25 protein-coding genes are annotated in these 24,143 nt (G+C 70.7%); 14 read left to right on the top strand and 11 right to left on the bottom strand.

Annotated elements, in window-relative coordinates; translation table 11 throughout:
• Nucleotides 1-101 precede the first annotated feature (101 nt).
• Complete coding sequence (locus tag FHW12_RS14215; RefSeq protein ID WP_182531685.1) at nt 102-446, top strand: hypothetical protein; 345 nt, start codon at nt 102-104, stop codon at nt 444-446.
• A gap of 68 nt (nt 447-514) precedes the next feature.
• Here FHW12_RS14215 and FHW12_RS14210 read toward each other — a convergent pair whose 3' ends face one another.
• Together FHW12_RS14210 and FHW12_RS14205 are read right to left on the bottom strand one after the other, a co-directional pair.
• The gene (locus FHW12_RS14210; RefSeq protein ID WP_182531684.1) at nt 515-1,924 is read right to left on the bottom strand and encodes a choice-of-anchor Q domain-containing protein; all 1,410 of its coding nucleotides are present in this window, start codon (nt 1,922-1,924) and stop codon (nt 515-517) included.
• 81 nt (nt 1,925-2,005) lie between these two features.
• Complete coding sequence (locus FHW12_RS14205) at nt 2,006-2,863, bottom strand: mechanosensitive ion channel family protein (RefSeq protein WP_182531683.1); 858 nt, start codon at nt 2,861-2,863, stop codon at nt 2,006-2,008.
• 220 nt (nt 2,864-3,083) lie between these two features.
• Between FHW12_RS14205 and FHW12_RS14200 the strand changes: the two genes are divergently transcribed.
• The 4 genes from FHW12_RS14200 to FHW12_RS14185 all read left to right on the top strand — a co-directional run bounded on the left by FHW12_RS14200 (nt 3,084) and on the right by FHW12_RS14185 (nt 4,931).
• Nucleotides 3,084-3,329, top strand: coding sequence for a hypothetical protein (locus tag FHW12_RS14200; RefSeq protein ID WP_182531682.1), 246 nt, complete (start codon nt 3,084-3,086; stop codon nt 3,327-3,329).
• Nucleotides 3,330-3,445: 116 nt separating this feature from the next.
• Nucleotides 3,446-3,760: a hypothetical protein gene (locus tag FHW12_RS14195; protein ID WP_182531681.1), complete on the top strand. Its 315-nt coding sequence runs from the start codon at nt 3,446-3,448 to the stop codon at nt 3,758-3,760.
• Between the two features lie 133 nt (nt 3,761-3,893).
• A complete protein-coding gene (locus FHW12_RS14190) occupies nt 3,894-4,367 on the top strand; it encodes a hypothetical protein (RefSeq protein WP_182531680.1) in 474 nt (157 codons plus the stop codon).
• Between the two features lie 114 nt (nt 4,368-4,481).
• Nucleotides 4,482-4,931 (top strand): SRPBCC family protein, encoded by a 450-nt coding sequence (locus tag FHW12_RS14185; protein ID WP_182531679.1) that lies wholly within the window; start codon nt 4,482-4,484, stop codon nt 4,929-4,931.
• Nucleotides 4,932-4,935: 4 nt separating this feature from the next.
• Here FHW12_RS14185 and FHW12_RS14180 read toward each other — a convergent pair whose 3' ends face one another.
• The 3 genes from FHW12_RS14180 to FHW12_RS14170 all read right to left on the bottom strand — a co-directional run bounded on the left by FHW12_RS14180 (nt 4,936) and on the right by FHW12_RS14170 (nt 7,531).
• The gene (locus tag FHW12_RS14180; RefSeq protein ID WP_182531678.1) at nt 4,936-5,412 is read right to left on the bottom strand and encodes a DUF6882 domain-containing protein; all 477 of its coding nucleotides are present in this window, start codon (nt 5,410-5,412) and stop codon (nt 4,936-4,938) included.
• Between the two features lie 65 nt (nt 5,413-5,477).
• Nucleotides 5,478-6,857 (bottom strand): hypothetical protein, encoded by a 1,380-nt coding sequence (locus FHW12_RS14175; protein WP_182531677.1) that lies wholly within the window; start codon nt 6,855-6,857, stop codon nt 5,478-5,480.
• Nucleotides 6,858-6,964: 107 nt separating this feature from the next.
• A complete protein-coding gene (locus FHW12_RS14170; RefSeq protein ID WP_182531676.1) occupies nt 6,965-7,531 on the bottom strand; it encodes a gamma-glutamylcyclotransferase in 567 nt (188 codons plus the stop codon).
• Nucleotides 7,532-7,713: 182 nt separating this feature from the next.
• On the opposite strand from FHW12_RS14170, the gene FHW12_RS14165 reads away from it, so the two are divergent.
• The 3 genes from FHW12_RS14165 (at nt 7,714) to FHW12_RS14155 (ending at nt 9,278) form a co-directional block, all read left to right on the top strand.
• Nucleotides 7,714-8,088, top strand: coding sequence for a DUF1801 domain-containing protein (locus FHW12_RS14165; RefSeq protein WP_220484459.1), 375 nt, complete (start codon nt 7,714-7,716; stop codon nt 8,086-8,088).
• A 117-nt stretch (nt 8,089-8,205) separates the two neighbouring features.
• The gene (locus tag FHW12_RS14160; protein WP_182531675.1) at nt 8,206-8,397 is read left to right on the top strand and encodes a hypothetical protein; all 192 of its coding nucleotides are present in this window, start codon (nt 8,206-8,208) and stop codon (nt 8,395-8,397) included.
• Nucleotides 8,398-8,477: 80 nt separating this feature from the next.
• Nucleotides 8,478-9,278 carry a hypothetical protein gene (locus tag FHW12_RS14155; RefSeq protein WP_182531674.1) on the top strand — a complete coding sequence of 267 codons (801 nt, stop codon included), beginning with the start codon at nt 8,478-8,480 and terminating at the stop codon, nt 9,276-9,278.
• Nucleotides 9,279-9,320: 42 nt separating this feature from the next.
• On the opposite strand, the gene FHW12_RS14150 is transcribed toward FHW12_RS14155, so the two are convergent.
• Nucleotides 9,321-9,890, bottom strand: a complete 570-nt coding sequence (locus FHW12_RS14150) for a DUF1579 domain-containing protein (RefSeq protein WP_220484458.1) — start codon at nt 9,888-9,890, stop codon at nt 9,321-9,323.
• A 394-nt stretch (nt 9,891-10,284) separates the two neighbouring features.
• On the opposite strand from FHW12_RS14150, the gene FHW12_RS14145 reads away from it, so the two are divergent.
• A complete protein-coding gene (locus FHW12_RS14145) occupies nt 10,285-11,382 on the top strand; it encodes a hypothetical protein (protein WP_220484457.1) in 1,098 nt (365 codons plus the stop codon).
• 52 nt (nt 11,383-11,434) lie between these two features.
• Here FHW12_RS14145 and FHW12_RS14140 read toward each other — a convergent pair whose 3' ends face one another.
• Nucleotides 11,435-11,944 carry a rhodanese-like domain-containing protein gene (locus FHW12_RS14140; RefSeq protein WP_182531672.1) on the bottom strand — a complete coding sequence of 170 codons (510 nt, stop codon included), beginning with the start codon at nt 11,942-11,944 and terminating at the stop codon, nt 11,435-11,437.
• Between the two features lie 147 nt (nt 11,945-12,091).
• Between FHW12_RS14140 and FHW12_RS14135 the strand changes: the two genes are divergently transcribed.
• From FHW12_RS14135 to FHW12_RS14125, 3 genes are all read left to right on the top strand, one after another.
• Complete coding sequence (locus FHW12_RS14135) at nt 12,092-13,477, top strand: choice-of-anchor Q domain-containing protein (protein ID WP_182531671.1); 1,386 nt, start codon at nt 12,092-12,094, stop codon at nt 13,475-13,477.
• 167 nt (nt 13,478-13,644) lie between these two features.
• Nucleotides 13,645-14,307, top strand: coding sequence for a hypothetical protein (locus FHW12_RS14130; protein ID WP_182531670.1), 663 nt, complete (start codon nt 13,645-13,647; stop codon nt 14,305-14,307).
• Nucleotides 14,308-14,478: 171 nt separating this feature from the next.
• Nucleotides 14,479-15,150 (top strand): hypothetical protein, encoded by a 672-nt coding sequence (locus FHW12_RS14125; RefSeq protein ID WP_182531669.1) that lies wholly within the window; start codon nt 14,479-14,481, stop codon nt 15,148-15,150.
• A 7-nt stretch (nt 15,151-15,157) separates the two neighbouring features.
• Here the strand turns inward: FHW12_RS14125 and FHW12_RS14120 are convergent, their stop codons facing one another.
• On the bottom strand, nt 15,158-16,561 hold the full coding sequence (locus FHW12_RS14120; RefSeq protein ID WP_182531668.1) for a hypothetical protein: 1,404 nt from the start codon (nt 16,559-16,561) through the stop codon (nt 15,158-15,160).
• Between the two features lie 163 nt (nt 16,562-16,724).
• Between FHW12_RS14120 and FHW12_RS14115 the strand changes: the two genes are divergently transcribed.
• On the top strand, nt 16,725-17,318 hold the full coding sequence (locus tag FHW12_RS14115; protein WP_182531667.1) for a hypothetical protein: 594 nt from the start codon (nt 16,725-16,727) through the stop codon (nt 17,316-17,318).
• 121 nt (nt 17,319-17,439) lie between these two features.
• Here FHW12_RS14115 and FHW12_RS14110 read toward each other — a convergent pair whose 3' ends face one another.
• The 3 genes from FHW12_RS14110 to FHW12_RS14100 form a co-directional block, all read right to left on the bottom strand.
• On the bottom strand, nt 17,440-19,251 hold the full coding sequence (locus tag FHW12_RS14110; protein WP_182531666.1) for a choice-of-anchor Q domain-containing protein: 1,812 nt from the start codon (nt 19,249-19,251) through the stop codon (nt 17,440-17,442).
• Between the two features lie 132 nt (nt 19,252-19,383).
• Nucleotides 19,384-21,735 carry a winged helix-turn-helix domain-containing protein gene (locus FHW12_RS14105; RefSeq protein WP_182531665.1) on the bottom strand — a complete coding sequence of 784 codons (2,352 nt, stop codon included), beginning with the start codon at nt 21,733-21,735 and terminating at the stop codon, nt 19,384-19,386.
• A 117-nt stretch (nt 21,736-21,852) separates the two neighbouring features.
• Nucleotides 21,853-22,881: an NAD(P)H-dependent flavin oxidoreductase gene (locus FHW12_RS14100; protein WP_182531664.1), complete on the bottom strand. Its 1,029-nt coding sequence runs from the start codon at nt 22,879-22,881 to the stop codon at nt 21,853-21,855.
• A 102-nt stretch (nt 22,882-22,983) separates the two neighbouring features.
• Here FHW12_RS14100 and FHW12_RS14095 point away from each other — a divergent pair, with 102 nt between their 5' ends.
• Nucleotides 22,984-23,811, top strand: a complete 828-nt coding sequence (locus FHW12_RS14095) for a DUF4097 family beta strand repeat-containing protein (protein ID WP_182531663.1) — start codon at nt 22,984-22,986, stop codon at nt 23,809-23,811.
• The last annotated feature ends 332 nt before the right edge of the window (nt 23,812-24,143 follow it).

The raw sequence follows: 24,143 nt of genomic DNA, 5'->3' as shown, positions 1-24,143 counted from the left end.
TCGCCTCGCGGGCGGACCGTCCGCGTCAACCGATCGTCGTCGACCGCGTTTGAACGTTCGCGTGCACCGCATCACGGCGCACCTCGACGAAGGAGAACGACATGACGACGATCGCCCACCGCATCCTGCTGCGCGCCCTCGCGCCCACGCTCCTCCTCGCCGGCCTGGCGACCGCGCACGCCGCCGAACCCGTGCCCGGCCATCCGCGCGTGAACGAAGTGAACCAGCGCCTCGACAACCAGCAGCGCCGCATCGACGCCGGTGTTGCCAGCGGCGCGATCACGCCGATGCAGGCGGCGCGCGACGAGAAGCGCGACGCGGCGATAGCGCAGCGCGCGAGCGTCGACGAGGCGCGCCACGGCGGCCACCTCACCGCGGCGCAGGCGCGTCGGCTCAACCGCGCGGAGAATCGCAACAGTCGCGCGATCCGTCGCCAGAAGCACTGAGGGCCGCCGCGGCGCGCATCGGCGGTGGCCGATCGCGACCGCTGCGCGTGACCACCGCGCCGCGCGGCTCAGGTCGGATAGCAGCTCGCGATCGGTTCCTCGAAGCCGTCGGCGTAGATCGCGTCGCCGCTGCCGAACTCGACTGCGCCGATATCGACCTGCGCGCCGACCTGGCGCGGATAGAGTCCGCTCATCGCGTACGCGCCGGCCCAACCTCCGCCGCGCTGGTCGCAAACGAGCGAGAGCGGATTCGCACCTGCGCCGATCGCAGGACTGCCCGGTTGCAGTCCGATCGCCATGGTCTGCCCGCCGTAGTCGCCGAGGGTGGAAAGATGCGGATCGCCCGACAACGTGCCGGCCGGCACGGCGACGCTGGCCTGGCCGATGAAGTCGTGGTCGCCGCCGATCGACGCCGCGCCGCTGATGTCGCCTCCGGGTGTGCTCAGGGCGACGATGCTGCTAACCAGCGTGAGCACGTGCGAACCCTCGATCACGATGCCGTTCGCGTGATCGGCGCGTGCGCCGTAGTTGCGCGCGATCGTGCTGTTGTGGATCGTCAGGTCGCCGCCCGCCTCGATGCCGCCGGCGAAGCCGGTCGCGGTGTTGAACGCGATCGTGCTGTCGACGATCGCGAGATCGCTGCTGCCGACGTCGGGACCGCCGAACAGGCCGAGGCCGCCGCCGTAGGCGGCGGTGTTCGCGCTCACCAGCGAAGACCGCAGCATCGCCGGGCCGGTCACGCCGACGCCGCCACCGTAGCCGATGCCGGTCGCGTTGTTGCTCGTGATCGAACTGAATACCGCATAGAACCCGTACGAGCTGAACACGCCGCCGCCGTAGGCGTAGCCGCCGCCGGCGCGCGCGAGCGCGACGTTGCCGCTGATCGTGCTGAACACGAGGTCGACCTGGTCGTTCGACCAGATGCCGCCACCAAGCGCGGCGTTGGCGTCGTTGGACGCCGCGGTGCATGCACTCACCGTGGTCGCGGTCGCGGTGACGTGGCCCATCGCGTAGATGCAGCCGCCCTTGTTCGCGTTGGTATGGCCGTGGCTGAGCGCGAGCCCGGTGATCTCGAGCGAGCCACCCGAGCGGTGCTCGATCACGCGGCTGTGGTCGTTCGCATCGATCGTGATGCTCGGCAGCGGCTTGCCGCCGACGACGCGCACGGGCGCGACGAGCTTGAGCGAATCGGTGTCCGGATCGGTGAGCGCGCCGCTGGTGAGCGTGATCAGGCTGCAACTGAGCTGGCTGAAGTCGACCGTGGTGTTGTTGTGCGCATCGAGCATCGCCTGGCGCAGGCTGCCCGCGCCGCTGTCGTTGCAGTTGGTGAGCGTGAAGTTCGCACCATGCGGTGCGTCCACGGCCTTCGAGCGCGTGGCAACGTCGCTGGCGGCGGCGCCGGCGACCGCGCTGCCGAACGAGAGCGCGAGTGCGCGCGCCAATGCGCGGGTGCGGCCGGGCGATCGCGTGGCGGTCATGGTCGATCCTTGGCGCGGGCGGGGTAGCGCCGAGGAACGCCGGGTCGCGCCGGATTCGGACACCGGCCGGTCGCATCGCGCTCAGGTCGACGCGCGCGCGGGCTCCTGCGAGGCGGGCGCGTGGGTGTAGACGTGCGTGTCGCGCTGCGGGTATGGAATCGAGACACCGGCGTCGTCGAAGGCCTTCTTGATGCGCTCGGTGAGCTCGCATTTGGCGGCGAACCAGTCTGCATTGGCGACATGGCAACGAATGCCGAGGTCGACGCTGCTTTCCGCGAGCGCGTACACGAGTACGGCCGGCGCGGGTTCGCCGAGCACGCGGCGGTCGCCCCGCAGGATCTCCATGACGATCGCGCGCGCCTGGTCGATATCGTCGTCGTAGCCGATGCCGATGACGAGTTCGATGCGACGCATCGTATCCGGCGTGAGGTTGACGATCGAGTCGGCGGTGATGAGCGCGTTCGGCAGGGTCACCGTCTGGTTGTCGGCGCCGCGCAAGCGTGTCTGGAACATGTTGATGAGTTCGACCTTGCCGCTCACGCCGCCGATGGTCACGATGTCGCCGACGCGGAACGGTCGCAAGGCGACCAGCATGACGCCGGAAGCGATGTTCGACAGCGAATCCTTGAGCGCAAGGCCGATCGCCAGGCCGGCGGCGCCGAGCACAGCGAGCATCGACGTCATCGGTACGCCGAGCAGCTGGACGGCGGCGAGCAGCAGCACGATCTGCATCGTGGTCTGCGCCACGCGCGCGAGGAACAGCGCCGCGGTCTGCTCGATGTGCGCGCGTGCGAGGGCGCGCCCGAGCGCGTCGGCGATCCAGCCGACGATCTTCATGCCGGCAAACAGGATCACGAGTGCGCCCGCGACCCGCATCCCGAATCCGGCGGCCAAGCCTGTCCAGTACCCGTACTCCGGCGTGCTGAACCAGTCGTGCATGCGCGCCTCCTCGGTCGCGGTGGATGGCCACGAATCTTATCAAGCGCGGTTTGACGGCCAGGTGAACCGCGTGTCGCGACCGCTTTCGTGACGCAATCCACATCGTTCGGTTCAGGTCGGCGCGCGGTCGCTCCGCATTCAGCTCGTGCGGCTAGCCTGCAGCTGTTCGCGGTCGCCTCCGCCGCCGGACACCACGAAACCGAAAAGGAGTACGCCGCGCATGAGCGTCAACTCGAACCTGCGCAATGCGATCCGGGCGATCGAAGCGTTGAAGCGGACCCACGATGCGTCCACTGCGCTCAAGCCGCTCGGCACGCCGATGACCGACGAGGAACTGCGCGATCGCGCCGAACTCGTCGAGAAGGTGATCCAGACGCGCAGCAAGCTGAAGGCGCTGCGCGACCGCTCCGAGGCACTGCGCGAGTCGCTCGAGCGTTTCCGCAGGCGGCGCGCGGAATCGGCGTGATGGACGGCAGCGCGGTGGCTGCCGGCTGAATGGCGCCGCGACGCGTCATCTGCGATTCATCGCCGTCGAACTATTCCATGGGCGTCGCGTGACCGATGTCCGGAGGGGGAATCCCGATGACCGACCAGCACCTGCATGGCCTCGAAGAGAGTTTCGACGTGGGCTCGCCGCAGGACGAGCCGGCGACGCTCGCCTCGATCGTACTGAACTGCATGCGCGACCGGCCGCTCGCCGTCTACCTCGGCGAGGGCCGCGCGCTCCGCTGCGTGCCGGCGCGCGCGCTCGGCGAGATCGAGATCGACGACATCGTCGGCGTCTATTCGCCGAAGGCGGATCTCGACGCGATCGCGGACGACATCCGCACCTATGTCGAGGCGCGGTTCGGCCCGGCGCGCGTGCCGCCCGTGCTCGCGCCACGTCGCGCCGCCTAGGCCGCCTAGCATGCCGGGCCGGTGCGCCCGTCGTCGCAGCGGCAGCAAGGCGTGATCGTCGGTTTCCCGCGCTTTTTCCGTTCCTGAAGACGAAGGGCCGCGTGCGCGGCTCCCGTTCGCGAGGAAACCGACCATGCGCATCCCCTCCATCCTCGTCGCCGCGTTCGCCGCGCTCGGCGGCATGCCTGCGTTCGCGCAGACCTGCGCATCACCGATCCAGGTCGGCACGCAGATGATGCCGTACGTCGCCAGCTACGACAGCTGCACGTCGTTCGACAACATTTCCTACTACGGCGGCGTGGTCTACGCGCCCGGCCGCGACGTCGTCTACCGCGTGTACGGTTATCGCGTCCGCTATGGCGCGACGCCGGCGCTGCGCTTCGTCCTGCAGCCGAATGCCGGTTACGACGCCGCGCTGTTCGCCTGCAGCCAATGCGGCGTGACCCCGACCTGCTTCGACATGGCGGACGCCACCGGGCCGGGCTGGTCCGAATCGATGATCGAGGCCGGCCAGCACGCCGCATACTACGTCATGGTCGATTCGGAGACGGACATTTCGCCGTACGGGGACTGCGGCGGCTACAGCCTGTTCATCAGTCGCTACTAGGCGCAGTGGCGCCGCGATCGCGGCGCCGGGATCGGATGCGTGGCCGCGTGTCGATCGGGCAGGGTCTCGTTCGTCGTATTTTCCGAGGACTCCTTCCGATCCGGAGATACGACGATGAACGACCGCACGATCCGCCTGCACCGCGTCATCCGCGCCACGCCCGAACGCGTCTATCGCGCGTTCCTCGACGCCGACGCGATGGCGAAATGGCTGCCGCCGAATGGCTACACGGGACACGTGCACGCACTCGACGCGCGCGTCGAGGGGACTTACCGCATGACCTTCACGAACTTCGCGACGGGCGAGTCGCACGCGTTCGGCGGCCGCTACCTCGAACTGGTGCCGAACGAGCGCATCCGCTACACCGACGCGTTCGACGATCCCGGCTTGCCGGGCACGATGCAGACGAGCGTGAGCTTGCGCGCGGTGTCGTGCGGCACCGAGCTCACGGTGGTGCAGGACGGCATCCCGGCGGCGATTCCCCTCGAAGACTGCTACTGCGGTTGGCAGGAGTCGCTGATCCTGCTCGGCAAGCTCGTCGAGGCGTGCACGGGACCGCGCTGATGCGTCAGCCGACGCGGCGGTCGCGCTGATCGCGGAATGCGGTGATCACGACGTAGAGGTCCGCGTCCGCGCCGGGCAGGCGATAGCCGGCGACGCCGCCGAGCCGCTCGAGCGCGATCGCGACCATGTCCCAGCCTTCCTGCTCGCCCGCCTCGCTCCACTTGCGCAGCGCGAAGATCTCCAGGCCCGCCTCTTCGGCTAGCGCCTTCAGGCCTTCCGAGCGCGTCCGCAGCGCCGGCGGCAACGTCGTGTTCGACCAGGCCCACTGGAACGAATCGCCGGCGACGGAGCCGACCGCATAGAAGTCGGCATCGACATCGCCGCCGTCGGCGTGGAAATGCAGCACGCCCGCATCCACGTCCGCGGTCCATCGATCGAAGTGGCCCAGTCCGTACTCGGCCTCCGCGGCATCCTGCAACACGTCCAGGCGTTCGTTGCAGCGGTCGAAGAACGCGTCGATCTGCGCGTCGGTCCAGGCCATCGTGGTCGCTCCGTCGAATGCACGAGCATACATGGCACGACGGCCGCGCAGGTCGATCGTTCGCGTCAGTCCAAGCCGTCGGCGAAGATGCGGTCGCCGCGATCGAAGTAGGCGACGTCGTTCGCGGCAGCGTGGCGGATCCAGGCGAAGTTCGGCAGCCCCGATCGCGGCGCGAAGCCGACGCGCGGCGCGGCATCGTCGATGCCGTCGACGAGATCCGCGTAGTTGGCGTTGCCGAGCGTCCACGCGTTCGGCGCGGCGAATTCGAAGCCGTTCGACTTGAACACGAGCGCATGGGCGGCGCGATCGACGTAGGTGAGCAGGAATGTCGCGTCGTGGTCGTCGTAGACGACGTGCGCATCGCGTTCGTCGCCGCTGCCGACCGGTGTCGGCGCGAACTGGCCCCAGAAATTCGTGTAGTGCCCGCGCATGTTGTAGAAGCCGACCACGTTGCCGAGTCCGGGCGCACGGTCGCAGGTCGCGGTGACGAGCGTCGTATTGCTGCCGATCGGGTTGTCGACGTCGGAGTACTGCACGGCGATCGACGGCGCGCGGCAGGCGCCTTCGGTCGCTGCGACGACCGGGAACTCGGGGCAGGGATCGCTGCCGGCGTCGCACTCCGTCGGCGCGGGCGCGCCGGGTGGCGTACACGGGTCGTTGCTCGAGCCTGGTGCGCGGTTGACCGTGACCGGCGTGATGAACGCGCTGCTGACCGTGCTCGTGTTGCGCGATTCGCAGATGCTGCCGTCGACGTCGTCGACCGCCGCGAAGCGTTCCCAGGCGACGTAGTAGCGGCCGTTCGAGCCGCTCGCGCTGCGGCCGTATGCGAGCGCGACGCGGCCGAACGTCGCCGACGTGCCGGCGACGGTGCGCGTAGTTGCGTAGGTCGCGCCGCCGTCGGTGCTCACGGCATAGCCGATCTCGTCCTGCGAGGGCGTGAAGCGCGACCAGGCGATCGCGACGCTGTAGGGCGAGGTGCCGACGCCCGGCTTGCGGTAATCCGAGGCGATCGCGACGTCCTTGATGTGCGTGGTGCTGAACAACGCGAACGCGGTGCCGAGCGGCGTGCCGCTGGCGCCGTCGTAGCGGTCGACCGTGAGCGTCGAGGTCGGGCCCGACGGCGACTTCACCACGGCGACGTCGAGCACGAGGCTCGCCTCGTCGTTGCCGCTGACGACGAGATCGACGCCGTTGTAGTCGCTGTCGAACGCCGAGTACGCGGCGAACGGGCTCCAGTTCGCGCCGCCATCGGTCGACCTGAGGATCGTCACGCCACCCGTGCCGTTGGACTGCGTGCCCAAGGCGGCGTAGACCCAGCCGTTGGACGCGGTGGTCGTCTTCAGGTGCGCGAGCGCACCCGCTGCGGCGGTCGCGAGTGGCGTGTCGGCGTGCGCGATCGGCGCGGCGAACAGGAGTGGCGCGAGGCAGGCGAGGCATCGCTTCATGGCGGACATCCGTCGACGGAGGACGCGGTTCGCGGCCGCGCTCCGATCGGCGCGGCGCCGCTGCGCGCCGGTATACCACGCGTCGTGCGCCGGCGCGAAGCGTCGCCTCAGGCGGCGATTTGGCGCAGCGCGCGCTCGATCGCGAACACGTGCGCGTCGTCGGCGTCCTCGGCGCGCAATGCTTCGGCGAGGTGGAACACGTAGTCGCGGTTGGCACCGCTCGGGCCGTGCGCGTCGGCGATCTGGCGCGCGATCGCCGCGTCGGACGCCGGTCCGAGCCAGGCCGCATTGTGTTCGTCGGCGATGTAGACGAGGCCGTCCGCGCGCTCGCCGTCGTCGAACTCGAGCGGTTCGACGTGGCGCAGGTAGCCGTTCTTCTCGCGCTGGTCGAGCGCATCGAACACGGCGGGCGTGACGAGGTAGGCGGCGCCGACGCAGGTCGCGCCGGCCTCGCGCGCGAGCGTGAGCACGCGTCCCGGCGCGTCCGGCGTGCCGCGATGGTCGTGCGAACCCTGCCAGAAGCGGCGCGACCAGCCGTACAGGCGCGCGCGGCGGCGCTCGATGAAATCGAAGTCCGCCTTCCAGATCAGCGAGCCGTAGCCGAACAGCCACACCTGCGTCGCGCCTTCGAAGCGATGGCGCTCGCGATTGAGCGCGGTCGTGTCGTGCGTCATGCGCCGCATGATAGCGGCGCGCGCGGGCCGCGGTCGCGCGCGCGACACGGTCTGCGCCGGCCTGCCGCTCCACGTCGTCGGCGCGGATCCGCGCGGCCATGCGCGCAATGCCTGCACCGCGGGCCGGCGTGGTCGCGTGTACGCTGCGACGCACGACCCCCGGCGATCGCGGAAGCGACGACATGGCGATGGGCAAGGCGGTGGCGGCGAAGGATCCCGACGCGTACGTCGACGCGCTCGACGGCTGGCGGCGCGATTGCGTCGAACACCTGCGCGCGGCGGTGCGCGGCGCCGCGAACCTCGACGAGGTGATCAAGTGGGGGCACCTCGTCTATATCGGCGACGGGCCCGTCCTGCTCATCCGCGCCGAGGAACGGCGCGTCCTGTTCGGCTTCTGGCGCGGACAGCGCCTGCGCGCGATCGAGCCGCGCCTCAAGCCCGGCGGCAAGTACGAGATGGCGACGCTCGACCTGCGCGAAGGCATGGTGATCGGCGCGACGGTCGCTCGCCGGCTCGTGCGCGCCGCGGTCGCGCTGGACGCCGCATCCGGCGCATGAGTACGCCGCGTCCCCGCCGTTTCCCCTGCGCCGGCGCGTCGGCGCGAGCCGCGATGGAACTTCGCGCGGACGTGCCGGTTCCAAGCCGGTACCGCACGCCTTGGAAGGAGCGCACCGATGTCGTCCAAGTGCCCGAAATGCGAAAAGCCGGTCGACCACGTCAACGCACGCGCGATGCCGATCCAGGCGAGCACGAAGCAGTGGCGCGGCGTCAGCTACGACTGTCCGCATTGCCACACGATCCTCTCGGTCGCGCTCGATCCGGCTGCGTTCAAGGAGGAATTCGTGCAGGACGCGAAGCGGCGTTGAGCGCCCGGCGGGAGCGTGCGTCGCATCGACGCGTCCACGCGGTCGGCCTATGCTGCGTGCGCCAGCCACGGAGGTGATGAGTGCCTGTCCGATTAGTCCTGACCGCCGCGGTCCTCGTCCTCGCCGGATGCGCGCCGGCGCCGCCGAAGGTGAATGCACCGCTCGCGCCGCGGGCGGCATCGGCCACCGAGGCTTCGGCCATCGCGCGCGTCGAAGCCGCGGGGCGCGCGATCTACCGCCAGGACCAGGCCGCGCAGCGCGCGCGCGATGCGCTGGCGGCGCAGGGCATCGCGATACCGCTGCCCGACGTCGGCGGCTGGATCATCACCGAACTGCCGCAGGGCACGCGCGTGAGCCTGTTCGTCGAGGACGCCGACGCGGTCGCGCATGTCCAAGCCGATGTGCTGTTGCCGCCGCCGGGCAAGGGGCTGCCGCAGGTGACGACCGCGCCCGCGCGCGCGCCGGATGCAGCCGAAGCCGCGATGTACCGCGCGCGGCAGACCGCGCTCGCCAACGCGGACGAGCTGTGCGGCGCCGCGTTCGGCACGGTGATCCTGCCCGGCGCGGAGCAGCGCTGGGACGTCTACCTGTTCCCGGAGTCGGATCGTGCGAAGGTGATCCCGCTCGGCCCTCTGCTGCGTTTCGACGTCTCCGCGGACGGCACGCGGCTCGTGTCGAGCGAGGCGTACTCGAAGGATTGCATCAGCATGGCCGACAACGACGCCGAGCTCTACGTGAGGCTCGAGAACCGTACGCAAGGCGAGCTGCCGGTGCCGATGGACGTGTTCCTCAGCCTCAGCTATCCCAAGCCGATCATGCTCGCGACCGGCGGCCACCTCTGGCTCGTGGAGAACGGTCGCATCAAGCCGAAGGGGCCGTGAAGCACGAATGGACAGGTGGGGAGGTCCGGACCAGCGGCCTCTTCAGCGGCGCGTGAACTCCATCGTCCAGTTGGTCTCCCAGGACTTGCCGCCATCGGATGAAGAGGCCTGTTCCCAGTGCGCGTGGTCGGCATCGGCGTGCGACCACTGGTAGCGCGTGCGGACCGGCTTGCCGTTGACCATGCCGTCGGAATAGAAGCGGCCCACGCCGTTCTCGAAACGACCCTTGACCGGCGGATCGATCGCTCCGTGCGGATCGCGGCCGTCGACCCACCAGATCGCCCACGAGCCGGTCTTCGGATCGTAGGCGCGCATCCCGACGGCACGGTAGCGGCCGTTCGGCGAATCGAGCACGTTGTCCTCGACGTTGCCGAAGCCTTCCATGATCTTGCGCGTGCTCATCGTGCCGTCGAATTCGATCCACTGGCGTGTCTTCGCGCTGACCAGGCGGTGGTGCACGCGCCAGTCGCCCACCGCGAAGTCGAAATCGTGCAGGCCGGACAGGTCCTGCGCGGCCTTCGGTGCGTCCGGCGGCGCGGCCACGGCGGTCACCGCGCAGCAGGCGAATGCGAGCGAGAGGCCCGCGGCAGGCAGGAAGTGCAAGGCGATCATCGGTGCAGCCCTCGGCATGCGCACGGTGCGCGCGAGCCGAGGCTGCGCCGCGCGACGCCGGCCGAACAGGGCCACTCGTGCGCGCCGATGCCGGGCCACTGGCGCGGCTCGCGTGGCGGCAGGCCTCAGCATCGCTGATCCATTCGCCGCACTGAGGTATACCAATACACCTGTATTACTGTGGATGTTTTGATACGATGTGGCGGCGCCGCCCAGCGGTCGCGCCAAGGGGGATCTTCGAACCGTCTCGCGTATTCGATCGGCTTGCCCGTGGCCGCGCCGGCGCGTCCCCGTATGTCCCACGCCAGCTACCGGAGGATGCACCATGAAGGGAGCCACCTGTGTCGCGCGCGGCCTCGCCGGCGCGTCGTTGATGTTGTGCGGAGTGTTGGGAATGGATGCGCGCGCGGCCGAGGGCGCCTCGCCTGCGTGCTCGCCGCCGACGTCGGTCGCTTCGACGCCGGAACAGACGGCCTGGCAGTTGTTCGTCGCGGCGACCTGTCCGGTCAACACCGTGCAGTACCCGTACGTGACCTGGCAGACCTGGATCGAGCAGAACCAGCTGTACGGCGCCGGCGGCGCCGCGCTCGCCGCGGGCGAGCGGCCGCGCTTCCACATGAGTCCACTCGCCGCGCTGCTGCGCGCGCAGGCCGACGCGATGGGCAAGGACAAGAAGAAGGGCAAGGCGAAGGACGCGAAGGATGCCGCGAACGCGCACGCGGCGCTGCCCGACATCGCGAACCAGAACTGCAACTCGAACACCTGGAGCGGGCGCACGATCTGCGAGGAGGCGCGCCTCAATCCGGACGCGCAGCAGTACATCGTCGCGAACGGCCTCAACACGCGGCCGGGGCAGGTCAAGTTCATCGAAGCGGGCAACGTGTTCAAGTTCCCCGCGCCGGCGGTCGAGATCAAGGCCGACTGGATCCAGCTCGGCAGCTGCAACAACCCGCCGCAAGGCGTGCACGTCGAGAACGTCGGCGGCACCTGCTACGCGCTCGGCGGCATCCACCTCATCTCCAAGCTCATCGACAAGTGGATCTGGGCGACGTTCGAGCCGCAGAACACGACGACCAATCCGCAGCGCTGCAAGGTGCTCGGCTGCAACGACCCGTGGGGCTCGAGCCCGGCGACGAGCCAGGGTGCGTCGACCCAGCAGACCGCGGCGCTGAAGGCGCTCATGGTGCAGGCGAACCTCGCGCCGGAATGGTTCAACTATCGCCTCGACGGCGTGCAGGTCGACTTCCTCGACGCGAGCGGCAAGCCGACGCGCCTCGGCAACTCGATCATCGAAGGCGACAACGCGGGCAACCCGCAGGCGATGGCGAAGTCGTCGTGCATCACCTGCCACAACCTGTCGTCGATCAACCCAGCGGGCAACGAGCAGAACCCGAACTTCATCATCGGCGCCCCGCAACCGCCACCGTCCGGCTACGTGCTGCGCGACTTCGTCTGGTCGCTCACGCTCGCACTGCCGCCGCCGTCGAACTGACCGCCCCTGCGAACGCGCGTGCCGCCGCTGCGCGGCACGCGCGTTGCGCGCATCAGTCCACTTCGCTGCCTTCGAACGGGATGCGCGTCGCATCGACCGACAGCAGCGGGCCGAGTTCGTAGACGTTGGTGTAGCCGTAGGATTTCAGCGACGTCCAGGTCGACAGGTTCAGCGACGCCGTTGCCGCCTTCGGTGCGAACGCCTGCGGGCTGTCGCGGAAGTTGTTGTTGCAATAGATGAGGATCTTCGCGTCCGTGCGCGGCGCGACGCGCGCGAGCGACTCGGCGGTGAACTCGGTGAACGGCAGGTTCACCGCGCCCTTGACGTGGCGCATGCGGTAACGCGCTTCGCTGCGCGCGTCGAGCACGATCACGCCGGGCTCGCGCATGCGCGCGAGGAACGCCACTTCGCTCAGGCGGTGCGACTCGCGTTCGTCCTTCGACGACGCGACGATGCGCTGGAAGCCGTCGTAGTCGATCAGCGGGTTCGGAATCGCCTCGTCGGCGCGCGCGACGCCCGCGGCCACGGCGAGAGTGAATGCGACGGCGACGGACTTCGACATGAGGCCCTCCCGGACAGCGGCGCGGTCGCGCCTCTCCGTGGTTTGGTGCGTGCGACGCGCGGAAAGTTCAGCACGGACCGCCACGCGTGTCCGAGGTACGGGCGCTGCGGCGTTCGACGCAGCATCCCTGTCCGTGTCGAGGTCGTCATGTCCCGCTTCGCCCGTCCGCCGATGCCTGCGTTGCGACCGCTCGCCGCCGGTGTGCTCCTCCTCTGCGGCGCCACCGCCGGCGCGGCGACGATCCCGGTCACGAACTGCCTCAACGGCGGCACGGGCAGCCTGCGCGCGGCGGCGCAGGCGGCCGGCAACACGGACGTGATCGATCTCGGCCAGTTGCAGTGCAGCCTCATCACGCTGACCACCGGTCGCATCGAGCTGCCGAGTTTCGTCACGGTGCAGGGGCCCGGATCCGGCCTCCTCGCGATCGACGGCAACGCGTACGACCGCGTGTTCCAGCACACCGGAGCCGGCGTGCTCACGATCAGCGGCCTCACGTTGCGCAACGGCAGCGGTTTCCTCTCCGGCGGCTGCATCTACTCCGGCGGCAACGTGCAACTCACCGATGTCGCGATCCGCGACTGCAAGGTCGTCGGCATCGCCGGCACGAGCACCTATCGCGGCGGCGGCCTGTTCGTCGACGGCATCCTCGCGATGGTCGGCAGCCACGTCGACGGCAACCGCGTCTATTCCTCGCTCGGCAACGCGGTCGGTGGCGGCGCGTACGTGCACGGCGACCTCACGATGACGAACAGCACGATCAGCGGCAACCGCGCCGACAGCGTCGCCTCGGCCGGCTTCGCCAATGGTGGCGGCGCGTACGTGACCGGCGTCGTCGACGCGAACTATTCGACCATCGACGGCAACACCGTCGCGGCGCTCGCCTCGCCGTTCGGCAGCGGTGGCGGCGCAGTCGCGGGCGGCCGCGCGAGCTTGCGCAACTCGACCGTGTCCGGCAACGAAGCCGGCTTCGTCGGCGGCGTGCAACTCAAGGGCGGCAACACCGTACCCGCTTCGCTGATCGCGAACAGCACGATCTCGGGCAACCGCGCGACGATGGCGACGATCGGCGGCGTCTACGCGAAGGCCGCACTGACGGTCGCGAACGCGACGATCGCCTTCAACCAGGAAGCGCTGCCGCTCGGCGCCGGCCTGTTCCAGACCGGCTTCGCGGCGGACCTGCAGAGTTCGATCATCGCACGCAACGGCGGCGCGGCCGGTTCGCCCGACGTCGGCGAAGGTCTCGGCGCCTCGTTCGGCGGCGCCGACAACCTCATCGAGAACCACGGCACCTCACCGGTGCCGGCCGACACGATCGCCGCCGATCCGCGCTTGGTCGGCCTCGGCGACAACGGCGGCCGAACGCGCACGCACCTGCTGCGTGCGGACAGCCCCGCGATCGATGCGGGGAACAACGCGCAGGGACTCAGCGCGGACCAGCGTGGCGGCGCGTTCGCGCGCGTACACGGCGTGGCCGCGGACATCGGCGCGCTCGAGGCCGACGGCGACCGCCTGTTCGCGAACGGCTTCGACTGACTTCCCGGCCGCTCCGGGGGCGCATTCCGCGGCTCCGGGCAGCTCTCGTTCTGTGATGGCTTGAGCTAAAAATATCCTGCGTATACCTGTACTTGATGGGTATACTTGGTGTATATCGTCACCGAACGCACGCGAGGGATTGCGGCATTGCTCCAGGGGAGCCCTCCGTGAAGCCACGTCTCTTGTGTATCGCCCTTCTGGTCGGAGCCGCGCCCGGCCATGCCGCGTCGCCGTGGGGCGAAGTCGTCTTCGCCGACGCCTTCGAAGGTTTCGCCACCTGCCCGTCGACCACCGTCGTGCCCGATGGCACGGCGCGCATGCGCCTGCTCAATTCCAACATTTCCTACGGTGTATTCCCGACGTTCCGGCCTGCGGCCTACCTCGGCGAGTACGACAACATCTGGGGCCACAACACGCCCTATGATGGCGTCACTGCGTGGCCGGGCGTCACCGGCTCAGCGCCCGTCATCAAGGAATTCCACCGCTGGAACTACATCGGCGCGCATTTCAGGACGCCGGCGACGGTTCCGCCGGGCTTCTCCGGGCGTTTCGTGAATCCCGCATCGATCGCCGGGCCAAACACCACGATGGCGATCAGCCGCGCCTGCGGCGACTTCGCCAACCACCTGCCGACTCCCGGCTGCATCACCCGCGACGTACCGACGGCCGACGCCTACATGGTGTTCTGGCAATTCGGCTCGTCGAGTCCGCAAACCGCCTGCAACCTCGAAACCGACACCGACTACTACGTCAACATCATCCAGTCGGACGAGGACTCGCATACGGAGTGTGCCGGCGACATCTGTCCGGTCGCGCCCTGGCGCAACTGACGAGCGCGCCGCTCCAACGCTCGCACAATGTTTTCCGAACGAAATCGGAATCCGCGCTCGCGCATGATGATGCGTTGCGGTTTCGCCGCCGTTCTCCCACGTCGTCCAGAAAGCCTGCTCTGCAGTGGTGGACGTTTCCTTGCCACCCGTCGCCCAGAGGAGGCTACGACCTTGCGTATCCGTCTTGCCCTCGCCGGCCTGCTGCTCGTGCTCGCCGTGCCCTGTTCCGCCGTACCTCCGTCGTGGGACGAAGTCGTGTTCGCCGACGAGTTCGACGCGATCACCGATTGCCCCGACACGATCCTCGTGCCCGACGGCACGCAGCGCCTGCGCCTGCTCAAGTCGGACATCCAGTACGGCGCGCAGCCGGCGTATCGGCGCGACGTGCCGTTGGCCGAGTACGACGACATCTGGGGCCACAACAATCCCTACGACGGCGTGACGTCGTGGCCGGGCGTGACCGGCGCCGCGCCGGTGTTCAAGCAGTTCCACCGATGGAATTACGTGGCGGCGCATTTCCACACGCCGGCCACGGTGGTGCCGGGCATGTTCGGATCGTTCGTCAATCCCGCATCGGTGCCGAGCCCGCACACGACGATCGCGATCAGTTATGCGTGCGGCGACTTCTCGCGGTGGCTGCCCTCGCCGGGCTGCCTCGCGCGCGACGTGCCGAGCGCGGACGGGATGATGATCTTCTGGCAGTTCAACACGTCGAGCCCGGCGCTCGCGTGCGACCTGCGCCCGGACACCGACTACTACATCAACGTGATCCAGGCCGACGCGGTCTACGACCCGGAATGCAGCGGCGACATCTGCACGATCTCGCCCTGGCGCGGCGGCTGAACGCGCTTCAGTCGAGGCCGTCGGCGAACAGCAGGTCGTTCTCGACGCCCATCGTCGCCTGCGCCAGCGTGGCATTGCCGATGCAGGCCTGCACGCCCGCGATGATGCGTCCCGGCTGGACCAGCGGATTCACCGCGTACGTGCAGTCGAGGTCGTCCGTCGCGACCTGCGCGAGGTAGCGCGCCTTGCCGCCGTCGCCGAAGCTCGGGTCGAGGTCGAGCGACGGCGTGAGGCGCACGAGCGTGACGCCGGTGAGCGAACCGGGTGCGCGGCTTTCGCCGAGGATGACGATCTTGCCGTCGCCCTGGCGTGCCAACGCATAGGCACGGTCGAAGTTGTCGATCGCGTTGGCCGGATTCGCACCGCCGAAGTCGAGACTGTACGCGCGCGCACCGAGCGGGCCGATCGACGTGTCGAGCTGCCCGTCCGCGCGCCACTTGACCAGCACGATGTCGTAGTCCGAATGCGCGCCGCCGTAGTGGATGCCGGTGCCGACCTGCAGGATCGAGCCGTCGGGCTCGAGCAGGGAGCCTTCGCTCAGCACGCGCTTCTGCAGGTCGCCGGAGGCGGTGCCGAGGTCGGCATGGGCGATGCCCGGCGCGAAGTTGCCGAAGCCGACGTCGACCGCGCCGTTCGGTTGCAGGCGAAAGACCGTCTGTCGGCCTTCCAGCAGGTTCGGTGCGTAGCGGCCGGTGACGACGATGCGCCCGTCGCGCATGAGGTGCAGGCCCTGCACCGCGTTGATGAGGTTCTGGGCGTCGAAGTCGGCCTTGCCGTCGACGCCGAAGCCGGCGACCGGCGCGCCGTCGGCGGTGTAGTGGGCGATCGCGAGTCGGCGGGCCGGCGTCGCCGCGGCGAAGCCCGCGGCGACCACGCCGCCTTGCGCATCGATCGCCAGCTGGCGCGCATCGTCCGCGTCGTCGTCGCCGAGGTCGAACGCGATCGTGAGCACGCCGGTGCCGAGCAGGCTCGTGTCGACGTCACCCGACGGCGTGAAGCGGTAGATCGTGAAATCGTCGCAACCGCTGAAGCCGACCCAGATGCGACCTTGCGCGTCGATCTGCGCATCGGATGCGTTCGCCCCCACGCACGGCAGCGGATAGCTGCGCAGGCCGGTGTCGCCGAACGTGTAGTCGGGATAGCCGTCGGCGTCGAGGCGCTGGATCGTCGTGCGCCAGACGTTCTGTTCGTCCATCATCGACCCGATCAGGTAGAGCTGCCCGTTCGGCGCGCGACGCAGCGTCTCGAGGTGGGCGTTGAACGTGCTGCCGTAAGGGTTGAGGTAGAAGCCGAAGCCGGGGAACTCGGCGTCGGTGCCGAACGTCGGATCGAGCGCGCCGTCGGCGCCGAACGCGGGCGTGGCGGTGGCGACGGCGGTGGCGAGGGTGGTGAACAGCAGGGCGGTGCGCATGGCGATGTCCTCTACGGTTGCATCGGCATACGCAATGCCGCGGCGCGAGGGATCACGCCGCGACGCATGGGTACCGCGACGGGCGCGGACGAGGCAAGATCGGCGGTGGAGGCCGGCCGATGCGTGCGACGCGCGCCGGGATTCAACACGCTCCGGAGGCCCGATGCTCGCAACGCTCGCGATGATCCTCGCCCTCGCGGCCCCGCCGCCGCAGGAACTGCCGCCGACGCGCGTGCAGGGCGAAGCGACGACCACGCTCGCGCAGTTCACCCCGGCCGAGCGCTACCGTTTCGACCTCGGCGGCGAGGCGGGCCAGTACAGCGAATGGGAGCGCACCGGCCTCGCCCGTTTCGACGGCATCGCGACGACGATCCTCGTGAAGGCGGCGAAGGGCCGGCGCAGCGAGAAGTGGGCATCGATCGCGCGCATCGACCTGTACGGTGCGGGCGGCGCCGACGCCCGCCGCCAGCTGTCGATCATCCTCTCGGTCGACCGCGCGACCGAGCTCGTCACGCCGCAGCTCTGGCGCGGCAAGGACCGGCCGCGCGCGCCGTTCAAGGTCGAGCTGCCGCGCGGCGAACCGGTCGACCTGAAGATCCTCACCGACACGCCGGGCCAGCTCACGATCGCCTTCGGCGAAACGATCTTCCGCATCGAGGACGACTTCCAGATCAAGTCGGTCGGCGTGCTCGCCTCCGGCGTCGACGTGCGCTTCGATCCGTTCGCGTTGCTGCGTCGCGTGGCGACGGAAGACTGAGCGCCGCCGGCCGCGATGAGGCTCGCGATCGGCCGTTCCGCGGCGGGCGGCGTTGAACGGAAATCCGCAGCAAGGCGGAGGGAGTGCCACTGCTCGCGGGCGGGTGCACGCCCGCGAAGCGTCAACCGTCGAAGCCGTCGGCGAAGATCACGTCGGACACCACCGGCTGCCGTTCGTAGGCGCCGATGTCGGCCGCGACGCCGGCTTCGCGCGGATAGCCCTCGCCGCGCTGGTCGAACACGAGGCCGATCGCGTTGTTGCCGGCATCGATCGCCGGGCTGCCGTCGCCGAGTGCGTGCGTCGGTGTCGCGCCGCCGTTGTTCGCGAGCGGCTGGAGCAGCGGGTCGGCGGTGATCGTGTCGGCCGGCATCGTGGCAGGGCCGCCCGCGTTCGGCACGAGGTTGTTCGCGCCGCCGACCGTGTCGGGGAACGCCCACACGTTGTTGGCCGCGCCGACCGTGTCGTTGTTCGCGACGATCGTGCTCTGCAGTTCGATCTGGTAGGTGTACTCGCCCGCGCTGATGCCGGCGCCGCGCGACGCCGCCGTGTTGAACGCGATCGTGCTGTTGCTGAAGCTCGCATCGCCGCCGTCGAGCATGATGCCGCCGCCTTCGCGACCGCTCGTGTTGCCGCTGATCGTGCTGTCGATGATCGCGGTCGCCTGCGGTGCGTACTCGCCGTAATGGATGAAGATGCCGCCGCCTTCCGCGCCCGCGCTGTTGCCGCTGACCGTGCTGCTCTGCAGGACCACCGCGCAGCCGAGGCAGAGGATGCCGCCGCCGCCTTCGTTGAGCCCGGCTTCGTTGCCGGAGCTGTTGCCGGTCACCAGCGTCGTGTCGAGCGTGACCACGCCTTGTTCCGGTCCCATGATGCCGCCGCCCGCCGACGGCGCGTGGTTGCCGGCGATGACCGAGCCGTCCACTTCGAGGCTCGTCGCCTTGAACACGCGCACGCCACCGCCGCCGCCGTAGTGGCCGGGCGAGTACACCGTGTTGTTCAGCACGGTCGAGTCGCGCAGGCGCGTGTCGCCGACCGCGGCGATGCCGCCGCCCTGCGGCGCGCACACGCCGCATTGGGTCGTCGTCGTGTTGTCGTGCACGTGGCCGCGCAGCACGTCGAGCGAGGCGATCGCGTCGTCCGGGTGCGAACCGACCGCGACGCCGCCGCCGAACACCTCGTACGAATCGGATTTCGCCGTGTTGCCGGTGATCGTGCTGTCGGTGAGGTGGGTGTCGCCGAGCGCGAAGATCGCGCCGCCTTCGGCGACGTCGTCGTTCGGGTTGCCCTCGGCATGGCTCCACGCGGTGTTGTTGGTGAACGACGTGCCGGTCACGGTCAGCGTGTTGCCGACCGCGATCGCGCCGCCGCGCACGCGCTGCGTGCCGTCGACGTGGTTGGCGTCGAAGGCGCCGCCGGTCAGCGTCGCATTGCCGGTGACCGCGACCGCACCACCGGAGACGAGCGCGGTCGTCGCGCTGCCGGCCGCGCACGCGTTCGCGACGACGTCGTCGAGCACGAGGTCGCCGCCGGCCTGCACGCAGCCACCGTCGCCGCCCGCATGACCATGGGTGAGCGCGAGCCCGCGCAGCACCAGGTGCGCGCCCGCGGCCGGCTGCTCGAACACGCGGCTCGCGTCGTTGCCGCTGATCGACAGCGCACCGCTGCCCGGGCCCTGCACCGTGAGGTCGGCGACCGTGACCGCGAGCGCGCCGCCGGTAAGGACGATCGTGTTGCAGGCGAGGCCGGCGACGTCGATCGTCTCGCCCGCCGCGGCGTTCGCGACCGCGTCGCGCAGGCTGCCCGCGCCGGCGTCGTCGCAGTTCGTCACGGTCGCCGCACCGGCGAGCGGAGCGGCGAGGGCGAGGGCGAGACCGGCGGCGAGGCGTTGCGGTCGCAGGGTGCGCGCACGGGCGCGGGGACGGGCAGGACTCATGCGGAAACTCCAAGGGCGATCGAAAGGAAGGGGGCGCGCGCCCGGGTCGACGCGGCTCGCCTGAAGCATCGCACCCGCGGGTGCAGCGTCCATGCCGGGCGCGTTCCGTTGCTGTTCGGATTCCGTTCCGCGTCAGTCCGCGGCGGGTGCAAGTCGTTGCAGCGACTCCGGAATCGGTCGTTCGCCGGCGAGTTCGCGTGCGTGCGCGAGCGCGGCGCGCCAGGCCGACGCCTGGCCGAGCGCGCGGTACAGCCGCACCTGCAGCAGGGCGCAGTCGAAGTCCTGCTCGGCCGCGCGAGCGACGCGACCGGCGACGACCGCGGCGGCGTCGAGCCGGCCTGCGGCGATCAGGTCGTTGCCGTACGCGGTCGCGACGTCGGCGACGAGTTCGCTGCGCCCGTCGACGCCGGCGAGCGCGGCGTCGAACGCGGCGCTCGCCGTGCCGGCGTCGGCCGCGGTCGCGGCGCGCGCGAGTTCGACCCGCACGCGCACGCGCGGGTCGTCGGTGTCCTTGGCCCAGGTCGCGAACGCCACCGACTGCGTCGTCGCCGCGGTCGCCTCGCCCGCGTGCAGCGCACGCACGAGCGTGAGCCACGCATCCGCGCGGTCGGCCTCGTCGCCGGCACCGTCGAGCGCATCGACCGCGTCGCGCGCGAGCACGGCGGCGGTCGACGCGTCGCCGAGCGCGAGGTCGAGGCGCGCTTCGATCGCGCGTGCGTGGCCTACTTGCGCCGCATCGACCGGCGGGTCGGTGCGGTGGATCAGTGCGTCGAGCACGGCGCGCGCCTCGGCGATGCGCCCGTTCGCCGCGAGCGTGTCCGCGCGCGCGGCTTCGAACGCGCTGCGCACCTGCGGGTCGGTGATGCGCGCGTGCTCGGCCCAGCCGGCGTCGCTCGCCTTCAGCGCGTCGAGCGGCTGCAGCAGCATGAGGTGCGAACCGATCTGGTTGACGATCGAGGTGATGAACTCGTTGACCATGCCGAAGCGGCGGAACGTCTCGCCCGCGCGCACGAGCGTCGGCAACGCCTCGGCCGGGCGCCCGTGCGCCATCTGCACCGTGCTCTCGTTGCCGTCGAGCTGGGCGAGCAGCAGCGGGTCGCCGCCGAGCGTGAGCGCGACGCGCGAACGCGAGAAGTCGGCGAGTGCTGCATCGGCGTGGCCTTCGCGCGCTTCGAGGATGCCACGGTCGTTGTAGGCGCGGCCGAGCGCGATCGGCTCGCCGCGGCCGTCGAGCAGGCCGATCGCCGCGTCGCAGGCGCGGCGTGCGTCGGGCAGGCGGCCGCTGCGCAGGTCGGCGACGCAGAGGTTCTCGAGCAGGCGCGCGTGCATGACCGGATCGGACTCGGCCGTCACGCGTTCGAGCAGCGCGGCGATCGCCGTGCGCGCGGCGTCGAAGCGCCCTGCGCGCAGGTCGATGCGGACCGCGCGTTCGCGCACTTCCGGCAGGTCGCGCAGCGCGGGCGGCGCGTGCTCGATCAGCGAACGCGCGAGCTCGAGGTTCTCGGCGAGGCGCGCGGCGTCGGTGCGCTGCAGCAGCTCGGTCAGGCCGATGTCGGCGTCGGGCGGTGCGTCGCCGGCCTGCGCCCGACCGAGCAGCGCGAGCAGCTGCTGCGCGGCGCGATCGGTCGCGGCGATCGGGTTGTCGGCCTCGGCCTGCACCGCGCGTCGCGCGCCGCCGACGTCGGCGAGCTCGGCGCGCACGACCCAGTCGTGGCCCGACCTGCGCACCGCGGGCAGCACGAGCGAACGCAGCGCGGCGGAACCGGACAGGCGTTGCGCGGCCTCGTCGCTGCCGCGGCTGCCGGCGACGACGCGCACGACGCTGTCGCTCGGCATCACCGCGACGCCATGTGCGCGCAGGCGCGTCGCGAGCAGATCCATGAGGCCGAGGCGCAGCCATTCGTCGTCGCTGCCGGCGAGCACGTCGGCGGGCAGCACCGCGATCGCGTCGCCGCGCGCGGGGGCGGCGGCGTCGGCGCGCGGCGCGTCGGCTTCGCGGGCATGGCGCGCGGCGAACCAGCCGGTGGCGAGCGCGAGCCCGATCGCGACGGCGGCGACGAGCGCTGCGAGTCCGTGGCGGCGCGTGGGTGCTGCGACAGGCGCCATGGCGCCCGGCGATGGCGCCTGCGCGACTGCGGGCGGCGTCGCAGCGGCGGCGCCGGCGTCGACCTCCTCGGTCGGCGCGACCCAGCGGTAACCGTAGCGCGGCACCGTGCGCAGGATCGCCTGCGCCTCGGCGGTGTCGCCGATCGCACGACGCGCGGCGAGGATCGCCTTGCCGAGCATCGTGTCGCTCACCGCGGTCTTGCCCCACACTGCGGCGACGAGTTCGTCGCGACCGACCGCGCGGTCGCGGTGCGTCGCGAGGTAGGCGATGCAGTCGAACACCGTCGGCGGCAGGTCGATGCGGCGGTCGCCGCGCCAGAGTTCGCGCGCGGCGATGTCGATGCGGTCGTCGCCGAAGCGCAGGAACGTGCGGGTCATCGCCGCAGCGTAGCGGCGTGCGGCGCGCGCGTGAAGCGCGTCCGACGAAGGTCGAAACGTCGCGTCGACGTGCCCGCGTCCGTCGTGGCGCCGGACATCGGAGGCCGCGGACGGCCCTCAGGCGCCAGCGAGCTCGCGCGTGAGCTCGGCCGCGCCGATCTCGCGGCAGCCGCTCGCGTCCTGCCCGGCCCACAGCGGCGAGAAGTCGCCGCGACCCGCGCGTTCGGCGTGCGCGCGCAACGGCGCGATCGCCGCCGCGGCGAGCGGGAACGGCGGTGCGAGCGGACTGATCGGGCCGAGCTCGCGCATGAGCCGGTTGACGATGCCGCGCGCGAGGCCGCCGCTGAAAAGGTTCGTCAACGCGGTATGCGCCACCGCGTCGCTGCGCAGCGCGGCGCGATGCACCGCGTGCGTGGTCGCTTCGTCGCACAGGAGATAGCTCGTACCTACTTGCACCGCGCTCGCGCCGAGCGCGAGCGCAGCGGCGACGCCGCGCGCGTCGGCGATGCCGCCGGTCGCGACCACCGGCACGCGCAGCGCGCGCACGAGCTGGGGCAGCAGTGCGAACGTGCCCGCTTCGCGCGTGGCGTCGTCGGACAGGAAATGGCCGCGATGGCCGCCCGCCTCGAGACCCTGCGCGATCACCGCATCGACGCCGCGCGCCTCGAGCCAGCGCGCCTCGTCGAGCGTCGTCGCCGAGGCGAGCACGGTCGAACCCCACGCCTTCACCTGCGCGAGCAGGTCGGGCGCGGGCAGGCCGAAATGGAAGCTCACGACCGCGGGCCGGTACGCCTCGACGACGTGCGCGGTGCGCGCGTCGAACGGCACGCGCGAGACCGCCGCGGGTACCGCGTCCGGATCGAGGCCGGCCTCGCGGTAGTACGGCGCGAGCGCGTCGCGCCACGCCTGCTCGCGCGCCTCGTCGGCGGTCGGCGGACGATGGCAGAAGAAGTTGAGGTTGAAGGGCCGCGAGGTGCCGTCGCGCAGCGCGTCGAGTTCGCGTCGCAGCGCGTCGGCCGGCAGCATCGCGCACGGCAGCGAGCCGAGGCCGCCCGCGCCGCACACCGCGAGCGCGAGCGCGCTGCCTTGCACGCCGGCCATCGGCGCCTGGATCAGCGGCAGGTCGGTGCCGAGCAGGCTGGGCATCGGGATCCTCCGGTCGGGCCGGCGTACAGGCTAGCGCATCGGCTTTAAACCTTCGTGCCCGCGGTCGCATCCGAACAGGGGATTCCCCACGGAGCCGCCCGCATGCGCCGCCTGTCCCTCGTCCTGTTCGCCTTGCTGCCTGCGTTGGCGGCGGCGAACGACTGCAAGTTCACCGCCCGCCACGACTTCGACGTCGATGCCGCGGGCCTCAAGACGTTCGCCGCCGCGATCGGCTCGAGCGACCTCGAGATCGTCGGCGTGCCCGGCCTCGCCAAGGTCGAGGTGCGCGGCCGTGCCTGCGCCTCGGAACAGGCCTGGCTCGCCGACCTCGGCGTCGACCAGCAGCGCAGCGGCGACCGCCTCACCGTCACGCCGCGCCAGGACCGCTCGCACGGCTGGCACTGGTTCGAGTCGAGCTACGCCTACGTCGACCTGGAAGTGCGTGTGCCCGCCGCGCTCGCGGTCGAGGTGCGCTCCGGTTCGGGCGACGCCAAGGTGCGCGAGGTCGCGTCGCTGCGCTACGACGGCAGCTCGGGCGACCTCATCGCGGCGAAGATCGCCGGCCTGTTCGACCTCAAGCTGAGCTCGGGCGACGTCGAAGCGAGCGACGTCGGCAGCGTCGAGGTGCGCAGCGTGTCGTCGGGCGATCTCATCCTGCGCGACGTGCGCGGCGACGTCCGCGTCGACCGCGTCGGCTCGGGCGACGTGCGCCTCGACAACGTCGGCGGCGGCGTTGCGATCGGCAGCGTCGGTTCCGGCGACGTCACGATCGGTCACGTCGACCGCGACGTCAGCGTCGAATCGCTCGGCTCCGGCGACATCGACGTGTCCGACGTCGGCGGCAACTTCAGCCTGCGCAGCAAGGGCTCGGGCGACGTCCACCACCGCGGCGTGCGCGGCCGCACCGACGTGCCGCGCGACGACGACTGACGCGGGGCGGGGGCGGCGGCGCATGGCGTCGCCGTGCCTCCTGCGCACGCGGGCATCGATCCCGCGCCTCGCGCTCGACGCGGGACCGCGTCGCCGGGCTCCTGTCGCGCGGGGCGAGGTGAGTGCTTTCGCACCGCCGCCGTCCCGCGAGGCGCCCCCGCGGCCCTCCGATCCGCTCCCGAGGCGCATCGATCCCGCTTCAAGCCGCCTGCATGCGCCTCCCACCGCGCACGGCTGCGACTTCGAGCGGCATCGTTGCGACTTCGAGCCGCACCATTGCGACTTCGAACCCCCATCGCTGTGACTTCGAGCGGCATCGTTGCGACTTCAGG

Origin of the sequence: Dokdonella fugitiva, assembly GCF_014138265.1 — a bacterium.
Taxonomy (GTDB): domain Bacteria; phylum Pseudomonadota; class Gammaproteobacteria; order Xanthomonadales; family Rhodanobacteraceae; genus Dokdonella_A; species Dokdonella_A fugitiva_A.
This window is presented reverse-complemented; position numbering and strand designations above follow the sequence as displayed.

Excerpts from the sequence above, each read along its gene's own strand:
- FHW12_RS14170 (WP_182531676.1), bottom strand. The coding sequence starts at position 7,531 with ATGACGCACGACACGACCGCGCTCAATCGCGAGCGCCATCGCTTCGAA.
- FHW12_RS14135 (WP_182531671.1), top strand. The coding sequence starts at position 12,092 with ATGTCCCGCTTCGCCCGTCCGCCGATGCCTGCGTTGCGACCGCTCGCC.
- FHW12_RS14180 (WP_182531678.1), bottom strand. The coding sequence starts at position 5,412 with ATGGCCTGGACCGACGCGCAGATCGACGCGTTCTTCGACCGCTGCAAC.
- FHW12_RS14100 (WP_182531664.1), bottom strand. The coding sequence starts at position 22,881 with ATGCCCAGCCTGCTCGGCACCGACCTGCCGCTGATCCAGGCGCCGATG.
- FHW12_RS14205 (WP_182531683.1), bottom strand. The coding sequence starts at position 2,863 with ATGCACGACTGGTTCAGCACGCCGGAGTACGGGTACTGGACAGGCTTG.
- FHW12_RS14110 (WP_182531666.1), bottom strand. The coding sequence starts at position 19,251 with ATGAGTCCTGCCCGTCCCCGCGCCCGTGCGCGCACCCTGCGACCGCAA.
- FHW12_RS14190 (WP_182531680.1), top strand. The coding sequence starts at position 3,894 with ATGCGCATCCCCTCCATCCTCGTCGCCGCGTTCGCCGCGCTCGGCGGC.
- FHW12_RS14175 (WP_182531677.1), bottom strand. The coding sequence starts at position 6,857 with ATGAAGCGATGCCTCGCCTGCCTCGCGCCACTCCTGTTCGCCGCGCCG.
- FHW12_RS14215 (WP_182531685.1), top strand. The coding sequence starts at position 102 with ATGACGACGATCGCCCACCGCATCCTGCTGCGCGCCCTCGCGCCCACG.
- FHW12_RS14105 (WP_182531665.1), bottom strand. The coding sequence starts at position 21,735 with ATGACCCGCACGTTCCTGCGCTTCGGCGACGACCGCATCGACATCGCC.
- FHW12_RS14210 (WP_182531684.1), bottom strand. The coding sequence starts at position 1,924 with ATGACCGCCACGCGATCGCCCGGCCGCACCCGCGCATTGGCGCGCGCA.
- FHW12_RS14200 (WP_182531682.1), top strand. The coding sequence starts at position 3,084 with ATGAGCGTCAACTCGAACCTGCGCAATGCGATCCGGGCGATCGAAGCG.
- FHW12_RS14115 (WP_182531667.1), top strand. The coding sequence starts at position 16,725 with ATGCTCGCAACGCTCGCGATGATCCTCGCCCTCGCGGCCCCGCCGCCG.
- FHW12_RS14140 (WP_182531672.1), bottom strand. The coding sequence starts at position 11,944 with ATGTCGAAGTCCGTCGCCGTCGCATTCACTCTCGCCGTGGCCGCGGGC.
- FHW12_RS14095 (WP_182531663.1), top strand. The coding sequence starts at position 22,984 with ATGCGCCGCCTGTCCCTCGTCCTGTTCGCCTTGCTGCCTGCGTTGGCG.
- FHW12_RS14145 (WP_220484457.1), top strand. The coding sequence starts at position 10,285 with ATGGATGCGCGCGCGGCCGAGGGCGCCTCGCCTGCGTGCTCGCCGCCG.
- FHW12_RS14165 (WP_220484459.1), top strand. The coding sequence starts at position 7,714 with ATGGCGATGGGCAAGGCGGTGGCGGCGAAGGATCCCGACGCGTACGTC.
- FHW12_RS14160 (WP_182531675.1), top strand. The coding sequence starts at position 8,206 with ATGTCGTCCAAGTGCCCGAAATGCGAAAAGCCGGTCGACCACGTCAAC.
- FHW12_RS14120 (WP_182531668.1), bottom strand. The coding sequence starts at position 16,561 with ATGCGCACCGCCCTGCTGTTCACCACCCTCGCCACCGCCGTCGCCACC.
- FHW12_RS14150 (WP_220484458.1), bottom strand. The coding sequence starts at position 9,890 with ATGATCGCCTTGCACTTCCTGCCTGCCGCGGGCCTCTCGCTCGCATTC.
- FHW12_RS14185 (WP_182531679.1), top strand. The coding sequence starts at position 4,482 with ATGAACGACCGCACGATCCGCCTGCACCGCGTCATCCGCGCCACGCCC.
- FHW12_RS14195 (WP_182531681.1), top strand. The coding sequence starts at position 3,446 with ATGACCGACCAGCACCTGCATGGCCTCGAAGAGAGTTTCGACGTGGGC.